Origin of the sequence: Microbacterium wangyouchuni (genome assembly GCF_051546305.1) — a bacterium.
GTDB lineage: Bacteria > Actinomycetota > Actinomycetes > Actinomycetales > Microbacteriaceae > Microbacterium.
In genome coordinates this window covers 1-13,274 of the sequence record NZ_JBPTMA010000012.1, presented here as the reverse complement: position 1 = coordinate 13,274, position 13,274 = coordinate 1, and the positions used below count along the sequence as shown (strand labels likewise).

Genomic DNA, 13,274 nt, shown 5'->3' with positions numbered 1-13,274 from the left:
CCCGTGCTTCGTCCCGCCCGCGCGGCGGTTCATCCGTCGCGCCTTCGACGAGGCCCCGGGCGTCCCTTCACGCCCGGGTCCTCGTGTTCGGCGCGCCCCCTCGCGCTGAGCACGCTCCCCAAAGTAGGGCGAGGCATGGGGATGCCTCGCCCTACCGATTTTCTGGGAGGCGCCTGGGGCGGTGTTCTGCGTCGAGGCCCGGGGGCGTCGCCGAGGCCCTGGGATAGATGCGCAAATAGCGCGGGGCGTGGGCGGAAAGTGAGGGCGTGGGTGGCTCGGAATGACGCGGCGGGGGAGCGCGACACGCCCGGGTTTGCGTAAGTGAAATCCGGCATGGCAGAATAGACAGGTTCCACATTCCGGTGGTGCACTATGCGTGTTCACCGGATCACCATCATGGCAGTGCATAGGCGGCGTCATCTCCCCGGAGACGGATGCAGGGTCCTAGGCCGCAGATGGCAGAACAGCAGCCACCTCCTTACGGAGGCTCTGCCGTGGGTCGAAAGGCCTGCGGAATGACAGAAGAACAGTGGTGCCCGGCGCGAACAGCGCCATGGTGCGTCCAATGCCCCTGATTCACCCGAGTCAGGTCGGTAAGACGCTTATAGAGAGATGAGCAGACAATGGCGGGACAGAAGATCCGCATTCGCCTGAAGTCGTATGACCATGAGGTCATCGACACGTCGGCGCGCAAAATCGTCGACACCGTGACCCGCGCGGGCGCGACTGTCGTCGGCCCCGTGCCGCTGCCGACCGAGAAGAACGTCGTGTGCGTTATCCGGTCGCCGCACAAGTACAAGGACAGCCGTGAGCACTTCGAGATGCGCACGCACAAGCGTCTGATCGACATCGTCGACCCGACGCCGAAGGCAGTCGACTCGCTGATGCGTCTCGACCTTCCGGCTGACGTCAACATCGAGATCAAGCTCTGAGGCTCGGCATGGTTGACATCAACGCAAAGATTTCCAAGGGACTGCTGGGCACCAAGCTCGGCATGACCCAGGTGTGGGACGCGGACGGCAAGTTCGTCCCCGTCACCGTCATCGAGCTGGCACCCAACGTGGTCACTCAGATCCGTACCCCCGAGAAGGACGGCTACAACGCCGTTCAGATCGCGGCCGGTCAGATCGACCCCCGCAAGGTGAACAAGCCCCTCTCGGCTCACTTCGAGGCTGCCGGCGTTACGCCGCGTCGCCACGTCACCGAGATCCGCACGGCGGATGCTTCTGACTACTCGCTTGGTCAGGAACTCACGGTTGACGGTCTGTTCGAAGCAGGCCAGCTGGTCGACGTTGTCGGCACCAGCAAGGGCAAGGGCTTCGCCGGTGTCATGAAGCGTCACAACTTCAAGGGCGCCCCGGCATCGCACGGTGCACACCGTAACCACCGCAAGCCCGGCTCCATCGGCGCATCGTCGACTCCGAGCCGCGTTTTCAAGGGCATGCGCATGGCCGGCCGTATGGGTGGCGAGCGCGTAACCGTCCTGAACCTCAAGGTGCACGCCATCGACATCGAGAAGGGACTCATGCTCGTCAAGGGCGCAGTCCCCGGTGCTCGCGGCCGCATCGTTTACGTCCGCAACGCAGTGAAGGGTGCCTGATCATGGCTGACTCGACTCTCGCGCTCGACGTTCTGAAGGCCGACGGCAAGAAGGCTGGCTCCATCGAGCTGCCCGCCGCGCTCTTCGACGTCAAGACGAACATTCCGCTGATCCACCAGGTCGTCGTCGCACAGCTCGCCGCGGCACGCCAGGGCACGCACTCCACGAAGACTCGTGGCGCTGTGTCCGGTTCGGGTTCCAAGCCCTTCAAGCAGAAGGGCACTGGTAACGCACGCCAGGGCTCGATCCGCATGCCGCAGCACCGCGGCGGTGGCACGGTCCACGGCCCGCAGCCGCGTGACTACTCGCAGCGCACCCCCAAGAAGATGATCGCCGCCGCCCTCCTGGGCGCGCTCAGCGACCGCTTCCGTGGTGAGCGCCTGCACGCCATCGAGTCGTTCGGCATCGACGGAGCACCTTCCACGAAGACCGCCGCGAAGTTCCTCGCGACCGTTGCTTCGTCGAAGAACGTTCTCGTCGTCACCGAGCGCAACGACGAGGTGACCACCAAGAGCATCCGGAACCTTCCGAACCTCCACGTGATCAGCTTCGACCAGCTCAACGCGTACGACGTCATCGTCTCTGACGACATCGTCTTCACCCAGGCCGCACTCGAGGGCTTCATCGCCTCGAAGACCGGCGCAACCGAGGAGGTCTCGGCATGACCGAGCAGTCAGGCGCCCTCCAGTCGGCGTTCAACAAGGACCCCCGCGACATCATCCTGAAGCCGGTCGTCTCTGAGAAGAGCTACTCGCTGATCGACGAAGGCAAGTACACCTTCCTCGTCGACCCGCGTGCTACGAAGACCGAGATCAAGCTCGCCATCGAGAAGATCTTCAGCGTCAAGGTTGCAGGCGTCAACACGATCAACCGCGTCGGCAAGGCCCGTCGCACCCGCTTCGGCACGGGAAAGCGCAAGGACACCAAGCGCGCCATCGTGACCCTGAAGTCGGGCACCATCGACATCTTCACGGCAATCGGCTGATCCGGGGGATAAGGACAATAATGGCTATTCGCAAGTACAAGCCCACGACCCCGGGTCGCCGCGGCTCGTCGGTGGCTGACTTCGCCGAGATCACACGATCGACGCCGGAGAAGTCACTGCTGCGCCCGCTGAGCAAGACCGGTGGACGTAACAACCAGGGCCGCATCACGACCCGTCACATCGGTGGTGGCCACAAGCGCCAGTACCGTGTCATCGACTTCCGTCGTAATGACAAGGACGGCATCAACGCCAAGGTCGCTCACATTGAGTACGACCCCAACCGCACCGCACGCATCGCGCTGCTTCACTACTTCGACGGCGAGAAGCGTTACATCATCGCCCCGAACAAGCTGAACCAGGGCGACGTCGTCGAGTCGGGTGCTGGCGCTGACATCAAGCCCGGCAACAACCTGCCCCTCAAGAACATCCCGACCGGTACGGTGATCCACGCGATCGAGCTCCGTCCCGGTGGCGGTGCCAAGATGGCTCGTTCTGCCGGTGCATCCGTTCGTCTCGTCGCCAAGGACGGCCCCTACGCGCAGCTCCGTCTGCCGTCGGGCGAAATCCGCAACGTCGACGCACGCTGCCGCGCCACGATCGGCGAGGTCGGCAACGCCGAGCAGTCGAACATCAACTGGGGCAAGGCCGGCCGTAACCGCTGGAAGGGCATCCGCCCGACCGTCCGCGGTGTCGCCATGAACCCTGTCGATCACCCGCACGGTGGTGGTGAGGGTAAGACCTCCGGTGGTCGTCACCCTGTTTCCCCCTGGGGTCAGGCAGAGGGCCGTACCCGTCACGCCAACAAGGAAAGCGACAAGTACATCGTTCGTCGTCGCACCGCGTCTAAGAAGCGTAAGTAGGAGTAGAAGAAGATGCCACGGAGTCTCAAGAAGGGCCCCTTCGTCGACGAGCACCTGCTTCGCAAGGTCGTCGTGCAGAACGAAGCTGGTTCCAAGAACGTCATCAAGACCTGGTCACGCCGGTCCATGATCATCCCGGCCATGCTGGGACACACGATCGCGGTCCACGACGGACGCAAGCACATTCCTGTGTTTGTTTCCGAGACCATGGTCGGCCACAAGCTGGGCGAGTTCGCGCCCACCCGCACCTTCCGCGGCCACGAGAAGGACGACAAGAAGGGCCGTCGCCGCTAAGGCGGTGGCGAAAGAGGAGAGAGAAATGGTGGAGTCCATCGCACGCGTGCGACACATCCGCGTGACCCCTCAGAAGGCTCGTCGTGTCGTCGCGCTCATCAAGGGCAAGCAGGCCCAGGAGGCCCTTGCGATCTTGAAGTTCGCAGCACAGGGTGCCAGTGAGCCGATCTACAAGCTTGTCGCGTCGGCCATGGCCAACGCACAGGTGAAGGCGGATCGTGACGGCGAGTACCTCGACGAGCAGGACCTGTACGTAGCTAACGCATACGTTGACGAGGGTGCAACGCTCAAGCGTTTCCGCCCCCGTGCTCAGGGTCGCGCTTTCCAGATCAAGAAGCGCACGAGCCACATCACGGTCGTGCTCTCGACGCCTGAGGTCGCTGTTGCGGCCGAAGACGACAGCAAGAAGAAGGCGAGCAAGTAATGGGACAGAAGGTAAACCCGTACGGCTTCCGCCTCGGAATCACCACGGACCACGTGTCGCGTTGGTTCTCGGACTCGACGAAGCCGGGCCAGCGTTACGCCGACTACGTGGCCGAGGACATCAAGATCCGTAACCTGCTGAAGACTCAGCTGGACCGCGCCGGTGTCTCGAACATCGAGATCGAGCGCACCCGTGACCGCGTCCGCGTCGACATTCACACCGCCCGTCCGGGCATCGTGATCGGTCGTCGTGGCGCCGAGGCCGAGCGCATCCGCGGCGACCTCGAGAAGCTCACCGGCAAGCAGATCCAGCTGAACATCCTCGAGGTCAAGAACCCCGAGGCTGACGCTCAGCTCGTCGCACAGGGCATCGCCGAGCAGCTTTCTGCTCGTGTGGCGTTCCGCCGTGCGATGCGCAAGGGCCTCCAGGGCGCGCAGCGCGCTGGAGCCAAGGGCATCCGCATCCAGGTCTCCGGCCGCCTCGGCGGCGCCGAGATGAGCCGTTCGGAGTTCTACCGCGAAGGTCGTGTGCCGCTGCACACCCTGCGCGCGAACATCGACTACGGCTTCTACGAGGCAAAGACCACCTTCGGCCGTATCGGCGTGAAGGTCTGGATCTACAAGGGTGACCTCACCGCTAAGGAGCTTGCTCGCGAGCAGGCCAACGCGCCGAAGTCGCGCGGTCGTGACGACCGTGGCGGCGACCGTCGCCGTGCCCCGCGCAACGAGGCACCTGTCGCAGAAGGAGCGTCGGCATAATGCTCATCCCCCGTAAGGTCAAGTTCCGCAAGCAGCACCACCCGGGTCGCTCGGGTCACGCTACTGGTGGCACGAAGGTCTCCTTCGGTGATTTCGGCATCCAGGCACTGACCCCCGCGTACGTGACCAACCGTCAGATCGAGGCAGCTCGTATCGCGATGACGCGTCACATCAAGCGTGGTGGAAAGGTGTGGATCAACATCTACCCCGACCGTCCGCTCACGAAGAAGCCGGCCGAAACCCGCATGGGTTCCGGTAAGGGTTCGCCCGAGTGGTGGGTCTCAAACGTCAAGCCGGGCCGCGTCCTCTTCGAGGTCGGCGGCGTCAGTGAGGAACTCGCTCGCGAGGCACTCACCCGAGCAATTCACAAGCTGCCGCTTAAGGCACGCATCATCAAGCGCGAGGAGGGCGACGCGTAATGGCGATCGGCACCAAGGAGCTCGCCCCGGCAGAGCTCGATACGTTCGAAGACCAGCGCCTCGTTGAGGAGCTGCGTAAGGCCAAGGAGGAGCTGTTCAACCTCCGTTTCCAGTCGGCCACCGGCCAGCTGGAAAGCCACGGCCGCATTCGCGCCGTGAAGCGCGACATCGCGCGCCTGTACACCGTGATCCGCGAGCGCGAGCTGGGCATTCGTGCCACGCCCGCACCCGTCGAGGCCCCGGCCAAGAAGGCGTCCAAGTCGAAGGCGAAGAAGACCGAGGATGCTTCGGCTGACGCTGAAGGGAAGGCCGAGTAATGGCTACCAAGAAGGAAGCGGAAGCTCCCGTCTCGCACGATGTGCGTGACGAGAACGCTCGCGGATACCGCAAGACGCAGCGTGGCTACGTCGTCAGCGACAAGATGGACAAGACCATCGTCGTCGAGGTCGAAGACCGCGTGAAGCACGCCCTGTACGGCAAGGTCATCCGCCGCACGGAGAAGCGCAAGGTGCACGACGAGACAAACTCGGCGGGCATCGGCGACCTCGTTGTCATCAGCGAGACCCGCCCGCTCAGCGCCACGAAGCGCTGGCGTCTGGTCGAAATCGTCGAAAAGGCCAAGTAAGCCTCCGGCTTACTTCAAGGAGTAATAGTGATTCAGCAGGAATCCCGCCTCAAGGTCGCCGACAACACCGGCGCGAAGGAGCTGCTCACGATCCGCGTTCTCGGTGGCACAGGCCGTCGTTACGCAGGTCTGGGTGACACCATCGTCGCCACGGTCAAGGACGCGATCCCGGGCGGCAACGTCAAGAAGGGCGATGTCGTGAAAGCGGTCATCGTCCGCACCAAGAAGGAAGTTCGTCGTCCAGACGGCTCCTACATCAAGTTCGACGAGAATGCCGCCGTTCTCCTGAAGACGGACGGCGAGCCTCGCGGCACCCGTATCTTCGGACCGGTCGGTCGCGAGCTTCGTGACAAGAAGTTCATGAAGATCGTCTCGCTGGCGCCGGAGGTTATTTAATCATGGCGAAAATCAAGAAGGGTGACCTCGTTCAGGTCATCACGGGCCGTACGCAGGCCAAGGGCGGCGACCGTGGCAAGCAGGGCAAGGTCCTCGAGATCCTTGCTGAGCGCAACCGCGTCATCGTCGAAGGTGTGAACTACATCACCAAGCACACCCGCGTCGGCCAGACGCAGCGTGGCACCAAGACGGGCGGCATCGAGACTCTCGAAGCGCCCATCCACATCTCGAATGTCGCACTCGTCGACCCCGAGACCAAGAAGCCGACTCGCGTCGGTCACCGGGTCGAGGAGCAGACCAAGGACGGCGTCAAGCGCACCGTCCGTGTGCGGTACGCGAAGACGTCAGGTAAGGACCTCTGATGAGCACCGAGACTGCCGCGCCGGTTGGCAAAATCCAGCCGCGCCTGAAGCAGAAGTACAAGGCTGAAATCCTGCAGAAGATGCAGGAAGAATTCGGCTACAAGAACGTGATGCAGATTCCTGGTCTGGTCAAGGTTGTCGTCAACACCGGTGTCGGTGAGGCAGCTCGCGACAGCAAGGTGATCGATGGTGCGGTCGCAGACCTCACCAAGATCACCGGCCAGAAGCCGATCGTCACGAAGGCCCGCAAGTCCATCGCGCAGTTCAAGCTGCGTGAAGGCCAGGCCATCGGCGCACACGTCACCCTCCGTGGCGACCGTGCGTGGGAGTTCATCGACCGTCTGGTTTCGCTGGCTCTGCCCCGTATCCGCGACTTCCGTGGGCTTTCGCCCAAGCAGTTCGACGGCAACGGCAACTACACGTTCGGTCTCCAGGAGCAGAGCGTGTTCCACGAGATCGATCAGGACAAGATCGACCGCGTTCGCGGTTTCGACATCACTGTTGTCACCACGGCGAAGACGGACGACGAGGGCCGCGCACTTCTGCGTCACCTCGGCTTCCCGTTCCAGTCGGAGGACGCAAAGGCGTAACACTTCGGACCCCCGTCTGTCAGGCGGGGGTCCTGTGTGCGCTTACAATTGAAGATTGCATCTCATAGCAGGTCGTCTGTCGCGTAACGGCAGCCGAAACCTCGTGAACAAAGGAAAAAACTCATGACAATGACAGACCCGGTCGCAGATATGCTGACCCGTCTGCGCAACGCGAACTCGGCACACCACGACTCCGTGTCACTGCCGTCGAGCAAGCTGAAGACGCACATCGCTCAGATCCTCCAGCAGGAGGGCTACATCTCGGGCTTCGAGATCACTGACGCACGCGTCGGCCAGAACCTCACCCTCACGCTGAAGTACGGCCCCAAGCGGGAGCGTTCGATCGCGGGCATCAAGCGCGTATCGAAGCCTGGACTGCGCGTTTACGCGAAGTCCACGGAGCTCCCCAAGGTCCTCGGTGGCCTCGGCGTTGCCATCCTGTCCACTTCCTCCGGTCTTCTTACCGACCGTCAGGCTGAGCAGAAGGGCGTGGGCGGAGAAGTTCTCGCCTACGTGTGGTAATTCGAAATGTCGCGTATTGGACGACTTCCCATCGAAATCCCCGCAGGCGTCACCGTTTCGGTTGACGGCAGCGTGGTTGCGGTGAAGGGCCCCAAGGGTGAACTCACCCTCCAGGTGGCCAGCCCCATCGAGGTCGCGGTTGAGGACAACCAGGTGGTTGTTGCTCGCCCCGACGACGAGCGCGAGTCGCGGTCGCTTCACGGCCTGACCCGCACGCTCATCAACAACAACATCCTCGGCGTCACCCAGGGTTACACCAAGGGCCTTGAGGTTGTCGGCACCGGTTACCGCGTGCAGCAGAAGGGCAGCTCGATTGAGTTTGCTCTCGGCTTCTCGCACCCGGTTCTGATCGACCCGCCCGCGGGCATCACCCTGACTGTGGAGGGCACCAACAAGCTCACCGTCAGTGGCATCGACAAGCAGGCTGTCGGCGAGGCAGCTGCGAACATCCGCAAGATCCGCAAGCCTGAGCCGTACAAGGGTAAGGGTGTCCGCTACGCGGGCGAGGTCGTGCGTCGCAAGGCCGGAAAGGCTGGTAAGTAAACATGGCTGTCAAGACAAAGTCTGACGCCCGCGCGCGTCGCCACTCCCGTCTTCGCAAGAAGATCGTCGGCACCGAAGCGCGTCCGCGCCTGGTCGTCAACCGTTCGGCTCGCCACGTCTTCGTCCAGTTGGTCGATGACAGCAAGGGCCACACCGTTGCATCGGCATCCACACTCGAGACCGAGCTGCGCTCGTTCGAGGGTGACAAGACCGCTAAGGCACGCAAGGTCGGCGAACTGCTCGCCGAGCGCGCGAAGGCCGCCGGCTACTCCGAGGTCGTCTTCGACCGTGGTGGCAACCGTTACGCAGGTCGCGTTGCGGCCATCGCGGACGGCGCCCGCGAAGGAGGGCTGGCACTGTGAGTGACAACAAGGAGAAAGAAGTGACCGAAACGGCTGCTGCCGCTCCCGAGACGGCCGCTGCCGGTACCGAGGCTGCTGCCTCGACCACCGCAGCTGAGCCCGCCCGCGAGCAGCGCGAAGGCCGCCGCGGCGGCCGTGACCGAGGCCAGGGTGGCCGCGACCGCAACTCGCGCGACCGTGGCGACAACCAGTTCCTGGAGCGCGTTGTCACCATCAACCGCGTCTCGAAGGTCGTGAAGGGTGGACGTCGCTTCAGCTTCACCGCCCTCGTGGTCGTCGGTGACGGCAACGGACTGGTCGGCGTCGGCTACGGCAAGGCCCGCGAAGTTCCTCTGGCCATCTCCAAGGGCGTCGAAGAGGCAAAGCGGAACTTCTTCCGCGTGCCCCGCGTCGGCAACACCATCCCGCACCCGGTTCAGGGTGAGGCCGCAGCCGGCGTTGTGCTGCTGCGTCCGGCTGCTGCCGGTACCGGTGTTATCGCCGGTGGTCCGGTCCGCGCTGTACTCGAGTGCGCCGGCATCCACGATGTCCTCTCGAAGTCGCTCGGCTCGTCGAACACGATCAACATCGTGCACGCGACCGTTGCGGCTCTGAAGAGCCTCGAAGAGCCTCGCGCTGTCGCGGCTCGTCGTGGCCTCGACTACGACGCCGTCGTTCCGGACATCATCCTCCGTAACGAGGCCAAGGCCGCTGCTGCGGCTGCTGCAAAGGTAGGTGCCTGATGGCCGCCCGTCTGAAGGTGACCCAGATCAAGTCCAAGGTGAGCGAGAAGCAGAACCAGCGTGACACGCTGCGCAGCCTCGGTCTGAAGCGAATCGGTGACACCACCGTTCGCCCCGACGACGCGCAGGTGCGCGGTTACGTCAAGACCGTCGCACACCTCGTCCAGGTTGAGGAGATCGACTAATGGCTGAGAAGAACGACGCCGTCGAGGCCGAGAAGGCCCCGAAGAAGGCTGCCGCTCCCAAGGCTGCTGCCGCGAAGAAGGCACCGGCCAAGAAGCCGGCCGCCGCCAAGACGGCTCCGAAGGCGGATACTCCGGCATCCCGTCCCGCAGTCCTCAAGGTTCACCACCTGCGTCCCGTCCCCGGCGCCAACACCGCAAAGACCCGTGTCGGTCGCGGTGAGGCGTCCAAGGGTAAGACCGCCGGTCGCGGAACCAAGGGCACCAAGGCCCGCAACACCGTCCGCATCGGTTTCGAGGGTGGGCAGATGCCTCTGCACATGCGCACCCCGAAGCTGCGCGGGTTCAAGAACCCGTTCCGCGTCGAGTACCAGGTTGTGAACCTGGAAAAGCTCGCGGAGCTGTACCCGAAGGGTGGCGAGGTCACCACCAGCGACCTGGTCGCCAAGGGTGCCGTTCGCAAGAACGAGAAGGTCAAGGTTCTCGGCAACGGCGACATCGCCGTGAAGCTCACCGTCTCGGTCGACAAGGTCTCGGGTTCTGCCGAGCAGAAGATCGTGGCTGCGGGCGGAACCGTCAAGTAACCATGTCAGAGAGGGGTCGGAGTTTCTCCGGCCCCTCTCTGCGTTACGCTGGTCTTTCAGCCGTCCGTTGCGGGGCGGCATCCCTTTTCAGGAGGAACGCCCTTGTTTAGCGCTATCGCGCGGATCTTCCGCACGCCTGACCTGCGTCAGAAGATCGGTTTTACCCTGGCGATCATCGCCGTATACCGACTTGGCTCCCATGTCCCGGCTCCGTTCGTGCACTTTCCGAACGTTGAGGAGTGCCTGCGTCTGAACGCCGGCACGGAGGGGCTGCTGAGTCTGGTCAACCTCTTCTCGGGCGGTGCATTGCTGCAGCTCTCGATCTTCGCGCTGGGCGTCATGCCCTACATCACCGCGACGATCATCACGCAGCTGCTGCGTGTGGTCATCCCGCACTTCGAGGCGCTGCACAAGGAGGGCCAGGCCGGTCAGGCCAAGCTCACCCAGTACACGCGGTACCTCACCATCGCTCTGTCGCTGCTGCAGTCGACGACGCTGGTCACCGTGGCACGCAGTGGGCAGCTGTTCGGCCAGACCGACATCGCGGCCTGTCAGCAGCTTCTGACCAACGATGTGTGGTGGGCACAGCTGCTCATCATCATGGCGATGACTGCCGGTACCGGACTCATCATGTGGTTCGCCGAGCTCGTCACCGAGCGCGGCATCGGCAACGGCATGTCGCTGTTGATCTTCACCTCGATCGCTGCGACCTTCCCGTCGGCGATGTGGGCGATCTTCGAGTCGAACGGCTTCGAGGTCTTCCTCCTGGTGCTGGCGGTCGGAATCGTGGTCACGGGGCTCGTGGTCTTCGTCGAGCAATCGCAGCGACGAATCCCGGTCCAGTACGCCAAACGCATGGTCGGACGCCGCACCTACGGCGGCACGAACACGTACATCCCGATCAAGGTGAACATGGCCGGTGTTATCCCGATCATCTTCGCTTCGTCGCTGCTGTACATCCCGATGCTCATCGCGCAGTTCAACACTCCGCAGGACGGCACTGAGCCGGCCGCCTGGGTCGTCTGGGTCTCCCAGAACCTCACCACGGGCGACCAGCCGCTGTACATGGCGATCTACTTCCTGTTGATCATCGGCTTCACCTACTTCTACGTCGCGATCACCTTCAACCCTGTTGAGGTCGCCGACAACATGAAGAAGTACGGCGGGTTCATCCCCGGCATCCGTGCCGGACGCCCGACGGCCGAGTACCTCGACTTCGTGCTCACCCGCATCACGTTCCCCGGCTCGTTGTACCTGGGCCTGGTCGCACTTATCCCGTTGATTGCTCTGTCCACCGTCGGTGCCAACCAGAACTTCCCGTTCGGTGGCGCCTCGATCCTCATCATCGTGGGTGTCGGTCTTGAGACGGTCAAGCAGATCGACGCGCAGCTTCAGCAGCGTCACTACGAAGGGCTCCTCCGTTGACAGCATCCGCACGACTCCTCATCGTCGGCCCGCAGGGCTCCGGCAAAGGCACGCAGGGCGTGCGTGTCGCAGCAGCGTTCGACGTTCCGGTGGTCTCCACCGGTGACATCTTCCGCGCGAACATCAAGGGCGGAACCGAACTCGGCGCGAAGGTCACCGAGATCCTCGACCGCGGCGACCTGGTGCCGGACGAGCTGACCAGTGAGATCGTTCGCGATCGCCTGGCTCAGGACGACGCGGCTTCGGGTTTCCTGCTCGACGGGTACCCGCGCAACGCCGTCCAGGTGGGTCACCTGGACGAGTTCCTGGCCGGTCGCGGCGAGGCTTTGGATGCTGTCATCCTGCTCGACGTTCCGCGCGAGGAGAGCATGTCGCGTCTGAAGCTGCGGGCATCGGAGCAGGGCCGTTCGGATGACACCGAGGAAGCCATCGCGCACCGCCTCGACATCTACGAGAACGAGACTGCCCCGATCCTCGAGGTCTACGGCGAGCGTGGCATTGTCGATCGCATCGATGGCGTCGGCTCGCTCGACGAGATCTTCGGTCGCATCGTCGCAGCACTCGGTGCGCGCGGGCTCAACGCCTCGGTCTGACGTGTTCCGCAAATCGATCTACAAGACTCCAGCCCAACTGCGGGCGATGGTCGAACCCGGACTCATCACGGCGGCTTCGCTGGATGCTGCCGAGGCTGCCATCGTTGCAGGAGCGACGACCGCCGCGGTTGATGCTGCGGCGTCGGAAGCGATTGTGGCCCGCGGCGCGGAGTCGAACTTCAAGCTCGTGCGCGGCTACCACCACACCACCTGCATCTCGGTGAACGAGCAGGTCGTGCATGGGATTCCCGGATCGCGCGTGCTGGAGCCCGGCGACATCGTCTCGGTTGATTCCGGTGCGCAGTTCCAGGGGTGGAACGGCGACAGCGCGCGGACGTTCATCGTTCCCGGTGGCGCTGAGCCGCTGCTGTCTGTGCGCGCTGAGCTGTCGCGGGTGACCGAGGGGTCGATGTGGGCGGGGATTGCCGCGATGGCATCCGCTTCTCATATCGGCGACATCGGAGCCGCGATCCAGGACTACATCGAGGCGCAGGGCCCGTCGCCGCTATCGGGTCAGCCCTACGGCATCCTCCGCGAGTATGTCGGCCACGGCATCGGTCGCAAGATGCACGAGGCGCCGAGCGTCTTCAACTACCGCACGCCGGATGCGGGCGCGGCCGTCAAGCCGGGGCTCGTCCTGGCGATTGAGCCGATGGTGACCGCGGGGTCGGAAGAGACCCTGGTCGAGGACGATGAGTGGACCGTTTCGACCATTGACGATTCGGACGGCTCACACTGGGAACACAGTGTCGCCCGCCACGAAGGTGGCATCTGGGTGCTGACCGCCGCGGACGGTGGGGCCGCAGGCCTCGCGCCGTTCGGCGTTGTGCCGGTGCCTCTGGCGTAGCCGCCAGCCGCCGCGAGAAACGTCTTGCCGCATGAAAAACGTGGTGCCAGCACCTGTTTCATGTGTGAAGTCTCAGGACATTGGTGACGGTTGTGTCTCAGGACATCGGTAACGCTTCTTGCTGATTTGGTGGTGACACTTCGGTATGGCGTGATCGGGTGATGCCGCCGAATGAGCCGAT

At 63.6% G+C, this 13,274-nt stretch carries 23 protein-coding genes; all 23 read left to right on the top strand.

All coding sequences use genetic code 11. The annotated features are described in order from the left end of the window. Positions 1-623: 623 nt before the first annotated feature. The 23 genes from rpsJ to map all read left to right on the top strand — a co-directional run bounded on the left by rpsJ (position 624) and on the right by map (position 13,093). Positions 624-932, top strand: a complete 309-nt coding sequence (gene rpsJ / locus ACSS7Z_RS15730) for a 30S ribosomal protein S10 (RefSeq protein WP_017201594.1) — start codon at positions 624-626, stop codon at positions 930-932. 8 nt (positions 933-940) lie between these two features. Beyond that, positions 941-1,600, top strand: a complete 660-nt coding sequence (rplC, locus tag ACSS7Z_RS15725; RefSeq protein ID WP_438255817.1) for a 50S ribosomal protein L3 — start codon at positions 941-943, stop codon at positions 1,598-1,600. A 2-nt stretch (positions 1,601-1,602) separates the two neighbouring features. Further along, positions 1,603-2,265: a 50S ribosomal protein L4 gene (gene rplD, locus ACSS7Z_RS15720; RefSeq protein WP_438255816.1), complete on the top strand. Its 663-nt coding sequence runs from the start codon at positions 1,603-1,605 to the stop codon at positions 2,263-2,265. Further along, a complete protein-coding gene (gene rplW, locus ACSS7Z_RS15715; protein ID WP_438255815.1) occupies positions 2,262-2,585 on the top strand; it encodes a 50S ribosomal protein L23 in 324 nt (107 codons plus the stop codon). Before rplD ends, rplW begins: the two co-directional genes overlap by 4 nt. A 20-nt stretch (positions 2,586-2,605) precedes the next feature. After that, a complete protein-coding gene (gene rplB, locus ACSS7Z_RS15710) occupies positions 2,606-3,445 on the top strand; it encodes a 50S ribosomal protein L2 (protein ID WP_438255814.1) in 840 nt (279 codons plus the stop codon). A gap of 12 nt (positions 3,446-3,457) precedes the next feature. Further along, entirely contained in the window at positions 3,458-3,739 is a 282-nt protein-coding gene (gene rpsS, locus ACSS7Z_RS15705; RefSeq protein WP_248148510.1) for a 30S ribosomal protein S19, read from the top strand. Between the two features lie 25 nt (positions 3,740-3,764). Further along, a complete protein-coding gene (gene rplV / locus ACSS7Z_RS15700) occupies positions 3,765-4,163 on the top strand; it encodes a 50S ribosomal protein L22 (protein ID WP_438255813.1) in 399 nt (132 codons plus the stop codon). Further along, entirely contained in the window at positions 4,163-4,921 is a 759-nt protein-coding gene (gene rpsC / locus ACSS7Z_RS15695; RefSeq protein ID WP_438255812.1) for a 30S ribosomal protein S3, read from the top strand. The genes rplV and rpsC overlap by 1 nt, the downstream gene beginning before the upstream one ends. Continuing rightward, positions 4,921-5,340, top strand: a complete 420-nt coding sequence (rplP, locus tag ACSS7Z_RS15690) for a 50S ribosomal protein L16 (RefSeq protein ID WP_438255811.1) — start codon at positions 4,921-4,923, stop codon at positions 5,338-5,340. The genes rpsC and rplP overlap by 1 nt, the downstream gene beginning before the upstream one ends. Next, positions 5,340-5,657 (top strand): 50S ribosomal protein L29, encoded by a 318-nt coding sequence (gene rpmC / locus ACSS7Z_RS15685; protein ID WP_147037971.1) that lies wholly within the window; start codon positions 5,340-5,342, stop codon positions 5,655-5,657. The genes rplP and rpmC overlap by 1 nt, the downstream gene beginning before the upstream one ends. After that, positions 5,657-5,965 (top strand): 30S ribosomal protein S17, encoded by a 309-nt coding sequence (rpsQ, locus tag ACSS7Z_RS15680; protein WP_438255810.1) that lies wholly within the window; start codon positions 5,657-5,659, stop codon positions 5,963-5,965. The genes rpmC and rpsQ overlap by 1 nt, the downstream gene beginning before the upstream one ends. Positions 5,966-5,992: 27 nt before the next feature. Further along, entirely contained in the window at positions 5,993-6,361 is a 369-nt protein-coding gene (gene rplN, locus ACSS7Z_RS15675; RefSeq protein ID WP_438255809.1) for a 50S ribosomal protein L14, read from the top strand. A gap of 2 nt (positions 6,362-6,363) precedes the next feature. Then, entirely contained in the window at positions 6,364-6,723 is a 360-nt protein-coding gene (rplX, locus tag ACSS7Z_RS15670; RefSeq protein ID WP_438255808.1) for a 50S ribosomal protein L24, read from the top strand. Further along, a complete protein-coding gene (rplE, locus tag ACSS7Z_RS15665) occupies positions 6,723-7,313 on the top strand; it encodes a 50S ribosomal protein L5 (RefSeq protein ID WP_438255807.1) in 591 nt (196 codons plus the stop codon). The genes rplX and rplE overlap by 1 nt, the downstream gene beginning before the upstream one ends. A 123-nt stretch (positions 7,314-7,436) precedes the next feature. Continuing rightward, positions 7,437-7,835: a 30S ribosomal protein S8 gene (gene rpsH / locus ACSS7Z_RS15660; protein ID WP_438255806.1), complete on the top strand. Its 399-nt coding sequence runs from the start codon at positions 7,437-7,439 to the stop codon at positions 7,833-7,835. Positions 7,836-7,841: 6 nt separating this feature from the next. After that, entirely contained in the window at positions 7,842-8,378 is a 537-nt protein-coding gene (gene rplF, locus ACSS7Z_RS15655) for a 50S ribosomal protein L6 (RefSeq protein WP_438255805.1), read from the top strand. Between the two features lie 2 nt (positions 8,379-8,380). Next, positions 8,381-8,740 (top strand): 50S ribosomal protein L18, encoded by a 360-nt coding sequence (gene rplR, locus ACSS7Z_RS15650; protein WP_438255804.1) that lies wholly within the window; start codon positions 8,381-8,383, stop codon positions 8,738-8,740. After that, positions 8,737-9,462, top strand: a complete 726-nt coding sequence (rpsE, locus tag ACSS7Z_RS15645) for a 30S ribosomal protein S5 (protein ID WP_438255803.1) — start codon at positions 8,737-8,739, stop codon at positions 9,460-9,462. Before rplR ends, rpsE begins: the two co-directional genes overlap by 4 nt. Further along, positions 9,462-9,647, top strand: coding sequence for a 50S ribosomal protein L30 (gene rpmD / locus ACSS7Z_RS15640; protein ID WP_438255802.1), 186 nt, complete (start codon positions 9,462-9,464; stop codon positions 9,645-9,647). Before rpsE ends, rpmD begins: the two co-directional genes overlap by 1 nt. Further along, positions 9,647-10,228: a 50S ribosomal protein L15 gene (gene rplO, locus ACSS7Z_RS15635; protein ID WP_438255801.1), complete on the top strand. Its 582-nt coding sequence runs from the start codon at positions 9,647-9,649 to the stop codon at positions 10,226-10,228. The genes rpmD and rplO overlap by 1 nt, the downstream gene beginning before the upstream one ends. A gap of 102 nt (positions 10,229-10,330) precedes the next feature. Further along, entirely contained in the window at positions 10,331-11,653 is a 1,323-nt protein-coding gene (gene secY / locus ACSS7Z_RS15630) for a preprotein translocase subunit SecY (RefSeq protein ID WP_438255800.1), read from the top strand. Next, the gene (locus ACSS7Z_RS15625; protein ID WP_438255799.1) at positions 11,650-12,246 is read left to right on the top strand and encodes an adenylate kinase; all 597 of its coding nucleotides are present in this window, start codon (positions 11,650-11,652) and stop codon (positions 12,244-12,246) included. Before secY ends, ACSS7Z_RS15625 begins: the two co-directional genes overlap by 4 nt. A gap of 1 nt (position 12,247) precedes the next feature. Then, positions 12,248-13,093 (top strand): type I methionyl aminopeptidase, encoded by an 846-nt coding sequence (gene map, locus ACSS7Z_RS15620; RefSeq protein WP_438255798.1) that lies wholly within the window; start codon positions 12,248-12,250, stop codon positions 13,091-13,093. The last annotated feature ends 181 nt before the right edge of the window (positions 13,094-13,274 follow it).